The 17,121-nt window shown below is 68.0% G+C and carries 14 protein-coding genes; 13 read left to right on the plus strand and 1 reads right to left on the minus strand.

Translation table 11 applies throughout. The features are described 5' to 3' along the window. The first annotated feature begins 7 nt into the window (after positions 1 to 7). The 11 genes from Q0937_RS07315 (at position 8) to Q0937_RS07365 (ending at position 13,913) form a co-directional block, all read left to right on the plus strand. A complete protein-coding gene (locus tag Q0937_RS07315; protein ID WP_299301684.1) occupies positions 8 to 1,312 on the plus strand; it encodes an extracellular solute-binding protein in 1,305 nt (434 codons plus the stop codon). Positions 1,313 to 1,314: 2 nt separating this feature from the next. Further along, positions 1,315 to 2,310, plus strand: coding sequence for a carbohydrate ABC transporter permease (locus Q0937_RS07320; protein ID WP_299301687.1), 996 nt, complete (start codon positions 1,315 to 1,317; stop codon positions 2,308 to 2,310). Then, positions 2,307 to 3,212 (plus strand): carbohydrate ABC transporter permease, encoded by a 906-nt coding sequence (locus Q0937_RS07325; RefSeq protein ID WP_299301690.1) that lies wholly within the window; start codon positions 2,307 to 2,309, stop codon positions 3,210 to 3,212. The genes Q0937_RS07320 and Q0937_RS07325 overlap by 4 nt, the downstream gene beginning before the upstream one ends. 110 nt (positions 3,213 to 3,322) lie before the next feature. Beyond that, the gene (locus Q0937_RS07330) at positions 3,323 to 3,967 is read left to right on the plus strand and encodes an HAD family phosphatase (protein ID WP_299301693.1); all 645 of its coding nucleotides are present in this window, start codon (positions 3,323 to 3,325) and stop codon (positions 3,965 to 3,967) included. Next, positions 3,964 to 5,529: a beta-N-acetylhexosaminidase gene (locus Q0937_RS07335; RefSeq protein ID WP_299301696.1), complete on the plus strand. Its 1,566-nt coding sequence runs from the start codon at positions 3,964 to 3,966 to the stop codon at positions 5,527 to 5,529. The genes Q0937_RS07330 and Q0937_RS07335 overlap by 4 nt, the downstream gene beginning before the upstream one ends. Then, positions 5,513 to 6,772 carry a glycoside hydrolase family 125 protein gene (locus tag Q0937_RS07340; protein ID WP_299301699.1) on the plus strand — a complete coding sequence of 420 codons (1,260 nt, stop codon included), beginning with the start codon at positions 5,513 to 5,515 and terminating at the stop codon, positions 6,770 to 6,772. Before Q0937_RS07335 ends, Q0937_RS07340 begins: the two co-directional genes overlap by 17 nt. A 345-nt stretch (positions 6,773 to 7,117) precedes the next feature. Further along, on the plus strand, positions 7,118 to 8,101 hold the full coding sequence (locus tag Q0937_RS07345; RefSeq protein WP_299301701.1) for a hypothetical protein: 984 nt from the start codon (positions 7,118 to 7,120) through the stop codon (positions 8,099 to 8,101). A gap of 94 nt (positions 8,102 to 8,195) precedes the next feature. After that, positions 8,196 to 9,419: a toxic anion resistance protein gene (locus Q0937_RS07350; RefSeq protein ID WP_299301704.1), complete on the plus strand. Its 1,224-nt coding sequence runs from the start codon at positions 8,196 to 8,198 to the stop codon at positions 9,417 to 9,419. A gap of 715 nt (positions 9,420 to 10,134) precedes the next feature. Continuing rightward, positions 10,135 to 11,082, plus strand: coding sequence for a carbohydrate ABC transporter permease (locus tag Q0937_RS07355; RefSeq protein ID WP_299301706.1), 948 nt, complete (start codon positions 10,135 to 10,137; stop codon positions 11,080 to 11,082). A 9-nt stretch (positions 11,083 to 11,091) separates the two neighbouring features. Further along, entirely contained in the window at positions 11,092 to 12,096 is a 1,005-nt protein-coding gene (locus Q0937_RS07360; RefSeq protein ID WP_299301709.1) for a sugar ABC transporter permease, read from the plus strand. Between the two features lie 74 nt (positions 12,097 to 12,170). After that, on the plus strand, positions 12,171 to 13,913 hold the full coding sequence (locus Q0937_RS07365; RefSeq protein WP_299301712.1) for a hypothetical protein: 1,743 nt from the start codon (positions 12,171 to 12,173) through the stop codon (positions 13,911 to 13,913). Positions 13,914 to 14,004: 91 nt separating this feature from the next. On the opposite strand, the gene Q0937_RS07370 is transcribed toward Q0937_RS07365, so the two are convergent. Next, positions 14,005 to 15,282 (minus strand): alpha-L-fucosidase, encoded by a 1,278-nt coding sequence (locus tag Q0937_RS07370; protein ID WP_299301715.1) that lies wholly within the window; start codon positions 15,280 to 15,282, stop codon positions 14,005 to 14,007. 234 nt (positions 15,283 to 15,516) lie between these two features. Here Q0937_RS07370 and Q0937_RS07375 point away from each other — a divergent pair, with 234 nt between their 5' ends. Further along, the gene (locus Q0937_RS07375; RefSeq protein ID WP_299301717.1) at positions 15,517 to 16,188 is read left to right on the plus strand and encodes a DUF624 domain-containing protein; all 672 of its coding nucleotides are present in this window, start codon (positions 15,517 to 15,519) and stop codon (positions 16,186 to 16,188) included. Between the two features lie 180 nt (positions 16,189 to 16,368). Further along, a complete protein-coding gene (locus Q0937_RS07380) occupies positions 16,369 to 17,061 on the plus strand; it encodes a FadR/GntR family transcriptional regulator (RefSeq protein WP_299301720.1) in 693 nt (230 codons plus the stop codon). Positions 17,062 to 17,121: the final 60 nt, after the last annotated feature.

The raw sequence follows: 17,121 nt of genomic DNA on the forward strand, positions 1-17,121 counted from the left end.
GAGATCCATGATCCGCACCCCGTTCTCCCGCCGCACCGCCCTCGGTTTCGGCGCCGCCACCAGCTCGCTCGCCCTGCTCGCGGCCTGCTCGACCAGTACCGCCGGCGGCGGTGGTGATGGTGGTGCCACCGGCGAAGGGACCACGCTGTGGTACTGGCCGGAGGGCTTCGACGACACGATCGTCGAGGACATCCGCACCGCCCTCCCCGACGCGAACTTCGAGCAGATCATCCAGGGCGGCGACTTCAAGCAGAAGCTCCAGACCACGCTGCAGGCAGGGTCCGGACTGCCGAACCTCACCGGGATCAAGGGCGAGGACATCGCGCACTTCTCCGAGGTCGCCGACTTCTTCGTCGACCTCAACACCCTGGGCGCCGAGGACCACAAGGGCGACTACGTCGCCTGGAAGTGGGAGCAGGCGACCACCAAGGACGGCCGCCAGCTGGGCATCCCGATCGACATCGGCCCGACCGCCCTGTTCTACCGCTTCGACATCTTCGAGCAGCACGGCCTGCCCTCCACCCCGGAGGATCTCGCCGCGGCGATCCGCGACTGGGAGGCCCTGTTCGAGCTCGGCAAGCAGCTGAACAAGGCCGACCCCGACACCTACATCATCCGCAACCTCTCCGCCGTCTTCGACATCGGCTGGCGCCAGTCGGGGGCCGCTTTCATCGACGAGGACGGCACCTTCATCGGCGATGACGAGCACATCCGCAAGGCCTGGGACCTCTCGATCGCCGCCCAGGAGGCCGGGATAAACGCCGCACTGGAATCGAACACGCCGGACGTCGCCGCGGCGGTCGCGGCCGGGAAGCTCCCCGTGGACTTCGGCGCCTCCTGGCACCTGGCGGACCTCGTCGTCGACGCCCCCGACACCTCTGGCAAGTGGCACGTCTGCGAGCATCCCGGAGATGCCACCAACCTGGGAGGATCCTTCCTCGGGATCCCGTCCGGCTCCGAGAACCACGAGCAGTCCTTCGAGATCATCCTGCGCCTGCTGAACGCCCAGAACCAGGCCATCGAGTACACCCATTCGGGCAACTTCCCCGCGAACACCGGCGCCTTCGACTCGCCGGAGCTGACCGGCGAGGTCGAGTTCCTCGGTGGTCAGGTGGCTGCGGAGGTCTTCGCGCGCGCGGCCGAGTACGTGCGGCCGCTGTACGAGGACTCGCGCGACGGCATCGTGAACGGGCCGTACTACGCCGAGCTCTCCCTGGTCGAGGCCAGCGGCAAGGACCCGGAGACCGCGTGGAAGGACGCGGTCTCCGAGGCCCAGCGGCTGGCCGAGCAGAACGGCGTCACGGTCTCCTGACGATGTCCACCTCGCTCACCCAGAAGCTCACCGCCACCGCTGCCTCGCCTGCGTCCGCTGGACGCGGGCGGGGGGCGGGGCGGCGCACGGACCCGGGCACGATCGCCCTCGGCTCCCGGCGTGCCCGGCCCGCCTATGTGGCGCTGGCACCGTACTTCCTGCTGTTCGCCATCTTCAGCGCGATCCCCATCGGGTTCACGATGTTCCTCGCCTTCACCGACTGGCGCGGGATCGGCGACTGGAACCTGGTGGGCCTGACGAACTTCGGGTACCTGCTCGAGGATCCGCTGTTCTGGAAGGCTCTGAGCAATACGCTCATCCTCTGGGTGATGACGACGATCCCGTGCCTCACCCTCGCCACGCTGGTCGCCCTCGGGTTGAACTCCGCGGTGCGCTTCTCGACCGTCTACCGGGTCGCCTACCTGGTCCCCAACATCACCTCGCTGGTGGCGATGGGCATCCTCTTCAGCTCGATCTTCTCCTCGAACTTCGGCATCGTGAACGCGCTGCTGAACTCCGTCGGGCTGGAGTCCGTGCGCTGGCTGCAATCGGAATGGGGGATCAAGGTCGCGATCTCCACCCTCTCCGCATGGAGCTTCGTGGGCTACAACGCGATGATCATCCTGGCCGGCCTGCAGTCCGTGGAGAAGCAGGTCTATGAGGCCGCGCAGCTCGACGGGGCCGGTCCGGTGCGCACCTTCTTCTCCATCACCGTCCCCATGCTGCGCCCGATCATCATGTTCATCACGATCATGTCGACCATCGGCTCGCTGCAGAGCTTCACCGAGGCGCAGGTGATGACCTCTTCCCAGGGTGGCGGTGCCTCGAGCGCCGGTGGGGTGGGCAACTCGGGCCTGACCCTGGTGCTGTACTTCTACTCGGTCGCCTTCCAGGAGAACCGCTACGGATACGGCGCCACGATCGCCTGGGGAGTGATGGTCGTGGTCATCCTGTTCACGATCATCAACTGGGTCGCCACGAGGGAGCGTTCACGATGACCACCACCTCTGCTCCGGAGTCCTCCCGCCTCACCAGCCCGGCGGCCGGCGTCACAGCCCGGCGCCGTCGGCGCCCACCCGTCCGGCGGAGCGTCGGCAGGCTTCTGCGCCATCTGCTGCTGGCAGCCGGCGCCCTGCTCTCGTTCTTCCCGTTCTACTGGATGTTCGTGCTGTCCACTCACCGTTCGGCGGCGATCTACGAATTCCCGCCGCCGCTGCTGCCGGGTGACCGCTTCCGGGAGAACTTCGAGTCGGTGATGAGCACGATCAACGTGTGGGCCGCCATGGCCAACACGCTCCTCGTCGCCGTGACGGTGACGTTCTTCGTGCTGCTCATCGACTCGCTCGCCGCCTTCGCCTTCGCCAAGTTCTCCTTCCCGGGCAAAAGAATCCTGTTCCTGGTGGTGATGCTGACCTTCCTGCTGCCTTCGCAGCTGGCCACCATCCCCCAGTTCCTGATGATGACCGAGCTGGGCTGGGTGGGTGAGCTCAAGGCCGTCATCGTGCCGTCGCTGGCCGGAGCCTTCGGCGTGTTCTGGCTGCGGCAGTTCTTCCAGAACTCGGTGCGCACCGAGCTGATCGAAGCCGCGACGATCGACGGCTGCGGCTTCTTCCGTCAGTACCTCCACGTCGCGCTGCCCTCGGCGCGCCCTGCTCTCGCGTTCCTGGGAATCTTCACGTTCATCGGCTCCTGGAACGACTTCATGTGGCCCCTGATCGTGCTCAACGACCCTTCCCGCCTGACTCTGCAGGTGGCCCTGTCCCAGCTGCAGACCACCCACGGCACTGATTACGGCATGCTCATGATGAGCGCGCTGATCGCCGTGGTACCGCTGATCATCGTGTTCATCATCGGTGCCAAGCAGTTCATCGACGGGATCACCGAGGGGGCGTTGAAGTAGCAGGCGCTGCAGGACACCGCAGCAGCGGGCGCGGCAGGGCACAGCACCGACCGCCTCGACGACTCCCCCTTCACCCCTCACCTCTCACCTCTCAGCTTGGAGCTCACTCGATGACCGCCCTGCCCCAGCACATCGGCGCCGTGCTGTTCGACATGGACAACACGCTGGTGTCTTCCGAGCACGCATGGTCCGCCGCCACTGATGACCTCTGGCAGAACGCCGGCCCCGCGCAACGCGGCGCCGATGTGCTGGGCGGGAGCACCGCGGACATCATCGACGAGTTCATGGACGCCCACCCGGGTGCGGACCCCGCCGCGGCGGAGCAGCGATTCATGGAACTCCTGCACGTGCGCCTGACAGAAGGAGTGATGACGATGCCGGGCGCCACCGAGCTCCTGGGGCGCCTGGCACTGACGGTGCCGCTGGCGATCGCCTCGAACTCCCCCAGCATCATCGTGTCGGACATGGTGACGAGGATGGGATGGGATGACGTGTTCACCATTGCGGTCGGGACCGATGACGTAGCCCGCGGCAAACCTGCACCGGACCTCTATCTGGCAGCCGCCCGCGGCTGCGGTGTCGAGCCGGAGACGTGCGTCGTGGTGGAGGACTCCCCCGTCGGCGCCGCCGCCGGGAAGGCCGCAGGAGCATTCGTGCTCACCGTCGGTGCTGCCGGGGCAGGACATGGCGATGCCCACGCGGCCTCTCTCACCGACCCCCTGGTCCTCGCCTGGGAACCGGGGCAGCTGCCATGACGGTGGTGCCCACGCCGCGTTCGTGGCAGCGCCGAGGCGGGGACCTGCTGCTGGGCCCCGTCGTGGCGGTATTCGGCGGCGGTGACGCGGCGGGCGTGCTAGCCGAGCACCTCCGCCGATCGGCGGGGGTGAGGTTCCGCGACGTGGCCGTTCCGTCGGAGGCCGACGTGTCCTTCGCCATCGACGAGACACTCGGCGCGGAGGCCTACCGGCTCGACATCGATGAGCGCGTCAACATCGTGTCCGGCGATTCCCGTGGGGCTGGTTGGGCCGTGCAGACCCTGCTGCAGCTCCTACCGCCCGAGGTCTACGGACCCGGCCCCATGGAGCCGGCACACCTGCGGCTTCCGCGCACAATGATCGAGGACGCGCCGCGGTACTCCTGGCGCGGTTCGATGCTCGACGTGGCACGCCACTTCCTGCCCATGGAATATGTGCTGAAGCACCTCGACACCATGGCCATGCACAAGCTGAACGTCCTGCACCTGCACCTCACCGACGACCAGGGCTGGCGCCTGCCGGTGGCCTCGTTCCCGCTGCTGACCGAAGTGGGCGGCTGGCGGCCCGGCACCCTGCCGGGACACCAGCCCCCGCCCGACGAGAACGACTGCGATGACGTCGCGCATCACGACGGGCGGCCCCACGGCGGCTCGTACACGGTGGCCGAGATCGGGACGCTGATGGCCAAGGCCACCCGACTGGGCATCACCGTGGTGCCCGAGATCGACATGCCGGGCCACATGGAGGCCGCCATCGCGGCATATCCATGGCTCGGCGCCTGCGACCACGTGTCTCACCCTCGCACCTGCTGGGGAGTCTCCGAGCACGTGCTGCAGCTCAGCAGGAGGACCGTGGATTTCTGCACCACGGTGCTGGACGAGGCCATGGACCTGTTCCCCGGATCACCCCTCCACGTCGGCGGGGACGAATGCCCGGACCGCGAGTGGCTGACCGACCCCATCTCGCGCGCCACGATGGCGTCCATCGGCGCCACCACCGGGAAAGCGGCGCAGGCATGGTTCGAGAACCTCATCTGCCAGCACGTCCTGGACGCCGGCCGCAGGGTCATCGCATGGGACGAAGTCCTCGACGGCGGAGCCCCGGAGGGCACCACCATCATGGTGTGGCGTGAAGCGCAGGCCATCTCCCGCGCAGCGGCGATGGGCCACGAAGTCATCGCCGCCCCCGCCGAGTTCACCTACCTGGACCACCACCAGGGCACCCCCGGCCATCCGTTGTCGATCGGCGGGCCCCTGACATTGCAGAAGGTGGGGCAGCTGCATACCGTTCTCGACGTCCCTGCCAGCAGCAGGGTGCTGGGCGGCCAGTTCCAGCTATGGAGCGAGTACATCCGCACCCCGGCACGCGCGGAATACTTCGCCTGGCCCCGCGGGGCCAGCGTGGCCCAGCAGCTGTGGTCCGGCACGCCCGGCGGGCTCGACTCCCTCGAAGGGTTCGGACACCACCTGCGCCGACTCACCGCCGCCGACATCAACTGGTGCCGCTCGCACCCTGACACCACCAGCAGCACCCGAGGAGCGTTCGATGCGCACAATCACTAACCCCGCATCCGCCGGCGTCACCGAGGCCATCGCGCACTGGTCCTCGAGGATCGAGGCCCGCACCGGCCCTCGCGCCGCCGAGATGTTCACCGGCATGATGCTGGATACGTGGAGCACCACCATGTCGCGCGATGGCGAGGGCACGTTCGTGATCACCGGCGACATCCCCGCCATGTGGCTGCGCGATTCCTCGGCGCAGGTGCTGCCGTTCCTGCACCTGGTGCACGTCCCCGAGGTGGTGGACGTGCTGCAGGGCCTCGTGCGCGAGCAGTGGCGCTGCATCGCCCTGGACCCGTACGCCAATGCGTTCAACGCCTGCGACACGGGCGCCCATTTCGACCCCGAGGACCTCGATCTGCACCCGGGCGTATGGGAGCGGAAGTATGAGATCGACTCGCTCGCCTTTCCCGTGCAGCTGGCGCATCAGCTGTGGCGCGCCACCGGCGACGCCTCGCACCTGGGTGAGGCCGTCCACACGGGATGCCGGACCATCGTGGATCTGTGGCGGCTCGAGCAGCACCACGACGAGCGATCCCCCTACCGGCACGTGCGCCCCACCGAGCCGCAGGACACGCTGCCCCGGGACGGCCGCGGCGCCCCCGTGGCGGTGACCGGCATGACCTGGAGCGGGTTCCGCCCCTCCGACGACGCCTGCACCTTCGGCTACAACATCCCCGCACAGCTCATGGCCACCATGGCGCTGCGCATGATCGGAGAGTTCGCCGAGCTCTGGGACGACGCCGCCCTGCGCACCGACTCCGAGTCCCTGGCGCGCGACATCACCGCTGGCGTCGAGGAGCACGGCATGGTGGGTGGCCGGTTCGCCTATGAGGTCGACGGCCTCGGACACCAGCTGTGCATGGACGACGCGAACATGCCGTCGCTGCTGTCCCTCCCGCTGACCAGTGACATCGCCGCCACCGACCCTCGCTACCTCGCTACTCGCGCCTGGGTGCTCGGACCGGAGAACCCGTTCCACTTCACCGGCCGCCACGCCTCCGGCGTCGGCAGCCCCCACACCCCTGAGGGCTACGTCTGGCACATCGCGCTGGCCGTGCAGGGGCTGACGGGGACGCCGGAGGAGGCGGTCTCCTGCCTTGAGTCCCTCCTCGCCACCGATGCGGGCACCGGTCGGATGCACGAGGGGTTCGACCCCGATGACCCCGCCACGTTCACCCGGGAGTGGTTCAGCTGGGCGAACTCCATGGCCTGCGCATTGATGATGAGGATCGCAGCAGCCTGATCCTGGCCCCCTCCGTCACCGAGCAAGCCGAGCAAAACGACGGGGTCGGTCTCCGTCACCGAGATCGACCTTCGGAACCCTATGCGAGGGTGAAGCTGTACCGAACGTCGATCTCGATGAACGGCTGGCGGCCCAGAACCGCCAGGGGCCGGCAGCGGGGCCGGTTCCGCGGGCGGGGGCTGAGTACGCGCCCGGCGAATCCTCGGGCGATATCCAGTGGCTCGCGATAACCTTTCGGCACGCCCAGGACGAGGCGCTCGCACGGTGCCGGGAGCGATCGCAGGATTGCACCGCCGGTCCGTGCCGGGTCTCTCGTTTCCGCCTCGGGGAGGACAGCCGGAACCAGTGAGCGAAGAACGCGATCCGTCGGCCGAACGGCCGAGCAGTGGGACGACGAGCAGTGGAACGAACAGCGGGAACAGCCGGTTCCCTGACCCGTTCGCGCCCGCTTCCGGCCACCGTGACCCCCACCGGGCCGCAGACCGCGCCGCCGACGAGACGCTCGCCTTCGCGCCCGGCGACCAGGACCTGCCGTGGAAGGCCACCGCGGAGCGCCGTGACCTCTGGGGTCCGATCGAGCAGCCCCTCGAGGGGAAGGTCCACTCCCCCGCCTCGAAGGCCGTCGGGCGGCCCCGCCGCTCTCCTTTGGTGCGCTTCGGCGCCCCGCTGCTGCTGGGCGGCCTCGCCGCGATCGCGACGGTGGTGCTGGGGCTCGGCACCGCCGTGGCCGGCCCGTTGCTGGTGCTCGCCGCGGCCGCCGGCATCGGCGTGGTGACCCTCGGCGGCAGCGCCCTGGTGCTGAACGCCCCGCGCCGCAGCGCCGACGAACGCCCGGTGCTGGACGCCTCGGTCAACGGCAGCACCCGCACCGTGCTCGAGCGGATCCTGGCGGCGGACGCCGAGACCCGTGAGCGCAGCGCCCGGCTCCGACCCCGCGCGACCGTCCCCGGCGCCGCCCAGGTGCTGGATGACGTGGACTCCCTGGTCAGAAGGATCGATGCGCTGGTCGGCTCCGAGCAGCTGCAGGCGCTGCGCCCGTCGGCCGCGGAGGTGACCATGCTCGAGGGGATCGCCTGCCGTTACGTGCCCGAGCTGGTCGCGGCCGCCGGGGACACCCTCGGCTTCCTGCAGACCTTCGCCGGGTCCGCCCGGCAGGAAGCGCTCGATAACCTCGAGAGCATCGACCAGCAGCTCGCTGTGCTGGCCGAGGGGGTCGAGCAGATCGAGAGCGACATCGTCGGCGGAGTCTCCCGCTCCCTCGAAGTGCACTCCGAGTTCCTGCGCACCCGCTTCGCCGACCAGCACCTGAACCCGATCATCGACGTCTGACCCACTCATCCGATACCCCGTGCCCGGACCGACACAGCCCAGAACTGACCGTCCCCGCACCGACTCCACCCACCGCACCGCCCAGGAGGCACCGATGGACAAGCTGCAGCCGCCCACCCCCGCCGAAGAGATCACGCCCGCCGAGCCGATCGAGCAGATCAGCGATGACGACGCGGTCTCGGTGCTGCCCGATCTGCCCCAGGAGAAGGCGCAGGAGCTCGAGCAGCGGGCCGACGCCTGGGTGGATCAGGTCGCAGGGCTGAACCCGCACTCGCAGGAGTTCACCGCGCAGGTCAACGCGCTCGGCGCGGTGGCGAGGCGGACCTTCGAGCGCACCAGCCAGACCTCCTCCCGCTTCATGCAGCAGTCGCTGCGGGAGTCGAAGGAGAAGGGAAATGCGCAGGAGTCGGTCGCGAAGTCGCTCTCCGAGCTGCGCACCACCATGGAGGACCTGGCCCCGAAAGACGAGACCTTCGCGGAGAAGGCACTCTCCTTCCTGCCCGGCCGCAACGTCGCCAAGCGCTACTTCCGCAACTTCGAGTCGAACCAGGACCAGCTCGATCAGGTGCTCGGCGCCCTCTCCCGCGGCCAGGAGATGCTGCTGAAGGACAATGCCGAGCTCTCCGTGGAGCGTCGGGCGCTCTGGGAGGATCTCGCCGCGCTGCAGAAGGCCGCCTACCTGCTGAGCCTGCTGGATGATCGGACGGTGCGCCGGGCCGAGCAGACCCGCGCCGAGGGCAAGGCCGCCGAGGCCGCCGCGCTCGAGAAGGATGTGCTGTTCGCCGTGCGCCAGCGCCGCCAGGACGTGGCCACGCAGATCGCCGTCACCGTGCAGGCCTACCTGTCGATGGGCCTGATCGAGGACAACAACACCAAGCTTCAGCAGGGGGTGGAGCGGGCCCGCACCACCACTGTCACGGCGCTGCGCACCGCGGTGATCACCGCCCAGGCGCTCGAGAACCAGAAGATCGTGCTGGACCAGATCGACGCGGTCAACCGCACCACCGACAGCCTCATCTCCCGCACCTCGCAGATGCTCGCGGACAACTCCGTGAAGATCCAGGAGCAGGCCGCGACCTCGGGCGTCTCCCCCGAGACCCTCCAGAAGGCCTTCGACAACCTGTTCACCACGATGGACGGGATCGACGCCTTCCGCACCAAGGCCAACGAGAACTTCCTGGCCACGGTGAACAGCCTCGAGCAGCAGGTGCAGCGTTCCCAGCCGTACCTCGAGCGGATGCAGAAGGAGCAGCCCGAGCACGCGGAGATCGAGAGCGCGAGCGCGATGGATCTGCTGGAGATCGAGGACCGGAGCTGAGACCAGGCCCGGCCGCGCAGGCCCGGCACTGAGCGCTGCGCATCGCGGCCGACGGGAGCACGGTATCGACGACCGTGGCTTCCGAGGGTCGACGGGGGCTCCTCCAGGGGTGCGCCCGAAATCGTGGAGCGCTGACGAACTCTGCGGCGACGCCGAGCTGCTCACGCCCGTCGGCCTCCTTGCAGGAACCGACGGAGCAGGGACTGCTGTCCTTCGCGGTTTCCACGGTCACCGGGTTCCCGGCCTGCCGCACTCTCGACGCGCGACGGGCGCTGCCTGATCCTGAACCTCAGTTACATAGGATGTATCGCGGTCGCCAGAAGACAGTCCTCCGATGTATTAGGGCATGAGGCCTCGGAGTTCGTGCCGCGAGACAATCAGCCGAGCGCCCTGCACCCCGTTATGAAGAGCGCTCTTCCCGCTCCCACGGATGACGCCGGCGCCCCCTCCCGTGACGCCCCGCATCTCAGCAGGTCACCGAGCTTACCGCCGCGACCTGCAAAGAAGTTCGGTCAGTCAGCTCATACCTCCTTGAACCCGGCAGTCGCATCCAAGCGATCAGGCACCGGCCCGCCCCACCTCTCCGCGGAGTCGCTCTTGCCGGCGCGATACCCGCCTGCCGCCCACCGGGCGCGGGTTCACTTGACAGACATAGGATCATCGTTCAGTCTTTGCCTAGCCCTCACTGCTGAGGAGACAGGAAGGACGACCCTCTATGGCGACGACGCTGCTCACACCGTCGACCGACGCCCCGCCGCACGGCTCTCCTCGGAGAATCAAGGAGCCCCGCGGGGATCGCGTGCTCAATGTGATCCTGATCGTGCTCCTGGCACTGTTCTCGCTGACGATCGTGTATCCATTCGTCTACATCGTCAGCGCCTCGCTGTCAGATCCGCTGGCCGTCTCGCGCGGCGAGATGTGGCTATGGCCCGTCGGAGGATCCGCGGCCGCCTATGAGGCGCTGCTGGACTATCCCGAGATCCCCCGGGGATTCCTGAACTCCGTGCTGTATTCGGGCACAGCCATGCTCCTCGGCACGGCGGTGACCACGATGGGCGGCTACGCGCTCTCGCGCAGCGATCTCGTGGGACGGAACGTCTTCACCCTGCTGTTCGTGTTCACGATGATGTTCTCCGGCGGCATGATCCCCCTGTACCTGGTCGTCGGCCAGCTGGGGATGCTGAACACCCCGTGGGCGGTCATCGTCCCGACGGCGGTCAGCGTCTGGCAGCTCATCGTCACCCGCACGTTCTTCCAGACCACGATTCCCCACGAGCTGCTGGAGACCTCTCGCCTCGACGGCGCCTCGGACCTGCGCTTCTTCGGCCAGATCGCCCTGCCGCTGTCCAAGCCGATCATCGCGGTGAATCTGCTCCTGTACGGCGTCGCCACCTGGAACTCGTACTTCCCCGCCCTGATCTACCTGACGGACAACAGCCTGTATCCGCTGCAGCTGATCATGCGGAACATCCTGCTGGAGAACAGCTTCGATCCCTCGAAGATCCCCGGCATGGATCCCGCGCGCATCGTGGAGATGCAGCGCCTGTCGGATCAGCTGAAGTACTCGCTGATCATCATCGCCTCCATCCCGCCGCTGGTCGCCTACCCGTTCGTGCAGAAGCACTTCGTCAAGGGCATGATGATCGGTTCCCTGAAAGGCTGAGTGAACACCGTGACCACTGAGAGCGGAAACTTCGTCGATCAGCTCCGATTCGACGACGACGACAAGCCCGCACGGCGGAAGCCGCGGCAGGCCGAGCAGCGCACACGAAGCCTGGGAGCCCGGCTGCGGGGAAGCTGGCAGCTGTATCTGCTGGTCCTCCCCGCGATCCTCTGGCTGATCGTCTTCGCTTACTGGCCGATGTACGGGATCCAGATCGCGTTCCGGAACTACACGCCCGTCGGGGGCCTGACCGGCTCCGAATGGGTGGGTCTCGACCACTTCACGAGGTTCATCGAGAGCCACAACTTCTGGCCCCTGCTGCGCAACACCCTGGTCCTGGCGATCTACGAGCTCATCGCCGGCTTCCCCATCCCGATCATCCTCGCGCTCGCTCTGAACGCGGTGCGGCAGAAGTACTTCTCCCGCGTCGTCCAGCTGATCACCTACTCCCCGAACTTCATCTCCGTGGTGGTGGTCGTCGGCATGATCGTGATGCTGATGGACCCACAGGCCGGCATCGTCAACCACGCACTCCAACTGATCGGGATCGAACCACCGGCCTTCCTCACCGACCCCGGCTGGTTCAGGCACGTCTACGTCTGGTCCGGCGTCTGGCAGACCGCAGGATTCAGCGCGATCATCTACCTCGCGGCGCTGTCCTCCGTGCCGCCGGAGCTGCACGAAGCCGCGAAGGTCGACGGCGCCTCGCATCTTCGCCGCATGTGGCACATCGACATCCCCGCGATCCTGCCCATCGCGATGGTCCTGCTGATCCTGAACGTCGGCACGATCATGAGCGTCGGCTTCGAGAAGGTCCTGCTGCTGCAGAACCCGATCAACCTGGCGACCTCGCAGGTCATCGACACGTACGTCTACCAGGTGGGATTGAACAGCCCGATCCCCCAGTACAGCTATGCCACCGCGATCGGTCTGTTCCGCAGCGTGATCGGCCTGGTCCTGCTGCTGGCCGTGAACCACCTGTCCAAGCGCATCACCAAGGCCGGTCTCTTCTGAGATCTGCCACCGCCTCCGCAGTGCCCTCCCACCCCGTTCACGTGGCATCCCGCCACGCTGAGGAAGGACCCACCATGACCCTCCACGCGAATCGTCGCACCGTTCTCAAGGCGGGCGTTGCAGGCCTCGGCCTCGCCGGCGTCGCCCCCGTGCTGGCCGCCTGTTCGGGCGACTCCATACCCGGCGGAGGCGGGGAACCCGCCGCCGAGTACGAACAGGGGAGCGCCGCCCTCGAGGTGGAGCTGGGCCCCGAGATCGAGGGCGTGAACTATCCCGAGGACTACGCCGGGCCGCGGCACCGAGAGCTCGAGCCCTTCGGCGACGGCCAGACGGAGTTCTCCGTCATCGGCCGCTCGATCCCCGGCCTGTCGTACCTCGAGAACTACTACGCCAACCTCGTCGAGGAGAAGACCGGGGTCAAGATCGCCTATCAGGACGTCCCGCTCGGAGAGGACGGCCAGACGACCGTCAACGCGATGCTCTCCGGAGGCGATCTCCCCGACGCGATCATGTGCGGGATGGAGCTGTTCAGCCCGTCCCAGGTGGCGATCTATGGCGAGATGGGGATGTTCATCCCGGTCGACGAGCTGATCGATCGCCTGGCGCCCCACGTCCGGGACATGTTCGAGACGTTCCCGGAGATGCGTTCCCTCTTCACGGCTCCCGACGGCCGGATGTATGCGGTCCCGTCGATGAACGACTGCTACCACTGCAAGTCCAGCGGGGTGAGGACGTGGATCAACTCCGACCTCGTCCCCGCCGATGCCCATCCGCAGACGCTCGCGGAGTTCGAGAGCCTGATGACCGAGCTCAAGGACCATCCCGATCGGACAGGAAGCGGTGCCGTCGTCACCACGACCAGCACCACCGTCCCCAATCTCTTCAACTTCTTCCTCGGCTCCTTCCTGCCCGTCTCGACCACCCACCTGCTGCTCGACGACGGGAAAGTGGTCTGGGGACCCTCCCAGGAGGGGTACCGGGAGGGCCTGTCCTGGATCCAGAAGCAGTTCCGGGCGGGCCTCTTCTCGACCGACATGTTCGCGCTCACCGACGAGCAGCTCAAGCGGCTCGGGGATGCCAACGGGGGACCGAGCTTCCTGGTCACGCACGGCGGCAGCCAGGGGAGCTTCACCTCCGTGAACGACCCCTCGCAGGAGCGGAGCCCGGCCAGCATCATGGTGCCGCTGGCCCCGATGGAGGGTCCCGACGGCGTGAGGACCTGCGACTGGGACTGGTACCAGATCGGTTCGCCGAACTTCGTGATCACCTCCTCCTGCGAGGACCCGGAGACCATGATCCGCTGGGCCGACCACCAGTTCGAGCTCGGGATGACCGTCGCCATGGGTGCCGGCGAGCAGGGTGTCGGCTGGGACTTCGCCGACGAGGGCGCCATGGGGATCAACGGAGCACAGGCCGTCTACACCAGGATCCCGAACGACCTCGACAACCAGCTCTGGTGGGAGTGGGGCCCGTACTACAAGTCCGAGGACCAGCGCCACGGTGAGGCCGTCCCCCAGGACACGCTCACCATCGAGGGAACGCTGTACGAGGCCGGGAAGGCGTATGAGCCCTACCGGATCCCCAAGGAGAGCAAGCTCCCGCTGCTCGTGTTCACCACGGATGAGGCGGCACAGGTCGGCGAGTTCGAGACCAACCTGGGGCAGCACCTCGAGCAGTTCTTCGCGGCGATCGGCACCGGTCGGGCGGACGTGGACGACGACGCGGCCTGGCAGGAGTTCCAGGACGGCTTCACCTCGATCGGGGTGGACACCTTCCTCGAGATCCAGCAGACGGCCTACGACCGCCAGTTCGGCTGAGCCGGCAGCTTCGACAGCCGGGAAGGGGGGCCGGACGCAGAAGCGTCCGGCCCCCCTTTGTCAGCGCCGTCCCAGCGGGGACGCGGCTCGCTCAGTCGTCCGGCCGCTCCGTGGGGGCCCGGTACGCGCCGGCGAGGTCCGGCACGGGGGCGCCGACGGCATCGTGCACGGCGACTCGCTCGATCACCGCCCCCTCTCCTTCGACCTCGATGCGCAGCGACGAGGCCTGCACCGGCTCGGCCAGGCGGTGGAGGCGGCGCACCCCGATGGTGCCGCCCTCGGCCAGGACCCGCCCGGCGGAGTCGAGGATCCGGTGCGCGGTGACCCGCTGGCCGTCCTCGAGCCTCTCGGCGAGCTCGACGTGGTCCAGCCGCACCGACCCGCCCAGATCTGCGTCGACGCCGTCGGTGGACGCCGTGAGAGTGCCCTCGACCGGCGCGCCGAACCGGTCGCGCAGCGCCGTCCCGAATTCGGCGGCGCGCGCCGCATCTGCCGGGTCGATGCGTCCGCGGCGGTCCGGCGGGATGTTCAGCAGCAGGCTGGCACCCAGGCCGATGGAGCGGTCGTGGATGGCCAGCAGGTGCGCGACGGACTTGGGCTCCTCCCCGGGCTGCCAGAACCAGCCCTTGCGCAGCGAGACGTCGCACTCGGGCGGGAGATACCGGGCCCTCTCGGTCTCGACGACGTCGTCGTCGTAGTTGTTCAGATCCGCCGACGTGGTCACGTACTCGACGGGATCGGCCGCGAGGCCGTCCTCGTTGCCCACCCATCGGATGGTGGACGGACCCATGTTGAACACCATCGCGCCGGGCTGCAGCTCATCGATCAGCGCCCCGATGCGATCCCAGGCGTATTCGCGCCCGGCGGAGCCGGCGCCGTCGAACCACAGCTCGTACAGCTGCCCGTAGTCGGTGCACAGCTCGCGGAGCTGGGCGAGGTAGAACTCGTCGTAGGCGGCGGGATCCTGGTACTGCGGTGCGTTCCGGTCCCATGGCGAGAGGTAGAGCCCGAGCTTCATCCCCTGGCGCCGACATGCCTCAGCAACCTCACGCACCACATCGCCCTCGCCGCCCTTCCACGGTGAGGACGCCACGGAGTAGTCCGTGGTCGCCGTGGGCCAGAGGCAGAAGCCGTCATGGTGCTTGGCCGTCAGGATGACGTACTTGGCACCGATGTCGCGGGCCAGGCGCACCCACTCGTCGGCGTCGAGATCGCTGGGGTCGAAGATCTGCGGGGCCAGCGTGCCGTCGCTCCACTCCTTGCCGGCGAACGTGTTCACTCCGAAGTGGAAGAAGACGCCGAAGCCGTCCCGTTGCCAGGTGAGCTGCTCGGGAGTGGGCACGAGGATCTCTGTCGAGGATGCTGTCATGAGTCCAGTCAACCAAACATCGGGTCTATCGCGCTAGGCTTTGAAGGTCGCTTGCGAAGATCGAGACGTTTTCCCGCAAAGACGTGCAAGACATCGGCTCTCTGAACGATGGTTCTCCCATCGTTGGCAGCTTCCTCGGGTACTGTCGATCGTCGAGGAACACCATTTCGCCGAGCAAGCACCAGCGCGATACCCCAGAAAGAATCCATCCGTCGCACGAACGAGGAGTGCCGCATGAGCAGGCCCGGCGGATCGGAAGGCCCTCAGCAGGTCCCGGGTTGGGTGATGTCCGCCAATGAGCTGATCGAGCGCCTTTTCCTGCTGCTCAGGATCAACGCCGTCTGGTGGATCCTGACCCTGCTGGGAGCGGTCGTGCTGGGGCTGGCTCCAGCGACCGCCGCCGCGGTCGACGCCCTCCTGGCCTCCCGCGAGCAGGCTCGCGTGCGCGTGCTGCCGCTGATGTGGCGGAGGTTCCGCGCGGGGCTGGTACGCGCCAACCTCCAGATGCTGCCCCTGTTCGCGGTGCAGGCCGGTGCACTGGCGATGCTGGTGATCGCCTTCTCCGGCGCCGTCACCTCCGCCGCGTTGATGGTGGCCCTGGTGGCCGTCGCCGCGATCAGCCTGCCCTGGGCGACCACCACCGTGGCGGCGATCCTCGCCTCGCCGCGTCTGCGCCGACAGGAGCTGACCGTCACCTGGCGCATCGCTCTGCTCGTCCCCGGCGCACTGCCGATGCGCGCGGTCGCCCTCATCGGGGGCCTGACGCTCTGGATCCTGCTGTGCGGGCTGATCCCACCCGTGGCGCTGCTGGTCGGAGCCGCGGGAGCACTGGACCTCGCCATCGGGCTGCTCGGCCGCAGCATCGCCGCTCTGCTCGAGAAGATCGACCAGGCCCCGAGCCCATGACCCCCGCCAGGGAACCGTCACGCGCGGCGTGGCCCGCCCCATAGCCCAGCCGTTCATCGGATGTCTGCACTAGGCTCCGAGGATCGCGCCGTCTCATCCCTCTGAGAGGATCGCCATGCTGAATGCACACCCGGCCACCACTGTCCCCGCCACGCTCCAGCCTCTCGGGGGTCGGCACTGATGGCCTCCACCGTCACCGACCGCGCGATCTCCGCCATCAAGCAGATGGTGGTCGACGGGACGCTGAAGCCCGGCGACCGCCTGCCCACCGAGGCCGAGCTGTCCGAGACGATCGGCGTCTCCCGCAACTCGCTGCGCGAGGCAGTCAAGGCACTGTCCGTGATCCGGGTGCTCGACGTGCGCCAGGGCGATGGCACCTACGTGACCGCGCTCGAGCCCGAGCAGCTGCTGGAATCCCTCGCCTTCGTGCTCGACCTCCACCAGGACTCCAGCTACGTGGAGATCCTGGAGATCCGACGACTGCTCGAACCGGCCGCGGTCGAGCAGGCCTGCCCGCACCTGAGGGACGAGGACTTCGCCCAGCTCGAGCAGACGATGGAGGACCTCGACGACAGCTCGAGCATCCAGGAGCTGGTCGCCGCAGATATCACGTTCCACCGGCTGATCAACCAGCGCTGCCCCAACGACTACCTCCGCTCGCTGCTGGACAGCCTGGCCGGCTCTACCGCCCGGGCCCGGGTGTGGCGCGGCCTGACCGACGACTCCTCCGTGGAACGCACCCTCGCCGAGCACCGGCGGATCCTGGACGCGCTGCTGGCCCGTCGGCCGGACCTCGCCCGCACCTATGCGGCGGCGCATGTGGCCGGCGTCGAGTCGTGGCTGCTCGTCCAAGGGGAACCGCCGACGGGGTGAGCGAGGCCGAGCCCGGAGACCCCGAAGCGCTCAGTTGAGCTCAGCGACGCGATGAGGTGT

The sequence above is a fragment of the uncultured Brachybacterium sp. genome (genome assembly GCF_947500705.1).
Classification (GTDB): Bacteria; Actinomycetota; Actinomycetes; order Actinomycetales; family Dermabacteraceae; genus Brachybacterium.

Bases quoted from the DNA above. Each gene is read 5' to 3' on its own strand.
- Q0937_RS07315 (WP_299301684.1), top strand. From the start codon at position 8: ATGATCCGCACCCCGTTCTCCCGCCGCACCGCCCTCGGTTTCGGCGCC.
- Q0937_RS07320 (WP_299301687.1), top strand. From the start codon at position 1,315: ATGTCCACCTCGCTCACCCAGAAGCTCACCGCCACCGCTGCCTCGCCT.
- Q0937_RS07325 (WP_299301690.1), top strand. From the start codon at position 2,307: ATGACCACCACCTCTGCTCCGGAGTCCTCCCGCCTCACCAGCCCGGCG.
- Q0937_RS07330 (WP_299301693.1), top strand. From the start codon at position 3,323: ATGACCGCCCTGCCCCAGCACATCGGCGCCGTGCTGTTCGACATGGAC.
- Q0937_RS07335 (WP_299301696.1), top strand. From the start codon at position 3,964: ATGACGGTGGTGCCCACGCCGCGTTCGTGGCAGCGCCGAGGCGGGGAC.
- Q0937_RS07340 (WP_299301699.1), top strand. From the start codon at position 5,513: ATGCGCACAATCACTAACCCCGCATCCGCCGGCGTCACCGAGGCCATC.
- Q0937_RS07350 (WP_299301704.1), top strand. From the start codon at position 8,196: ATGGACAAGCTGCAGCCGCCCACCCCCGCCGAAGAGATCACGCCCGCC.
- Q0937_RS07355 (WP_299301706.1), top strand. From the start codon at position 10,135: ATGGCGACGACGCTGCTCACACCGTCGACCGACGCCCCGCCGCACGGC.
- Q0937_RS07365 (WP_299301712.1), top strand. From the start codon at position 12,171: ATGACCCTCCACGCGAATCGTCGCACCGTTCTCAAGGCGGGCGTTGCA.
- Q0937_RS07370 (WP_299301715.1), bottom strand. From the start codon at position 15,282: ATGACAGCATCCTCGACAGAGATCCTCGTGCCCACTCCCGAGCAGCTC.
- Q0937_RS07375 (WP_299301717.1), top strand. From the start codon at position 15,517: ATGAGCAGGCCCGGCGGATCGGAAGGCCCTCAGCAGGTCCCGGGTTGG.
- Q0937_RS07380 (WP_299301720.1), top strand. From the start codon at position 16,369: ATGGCCTCCACCGTCACCGACCGCGCGATCTCCGCCATCAAGCAGATG.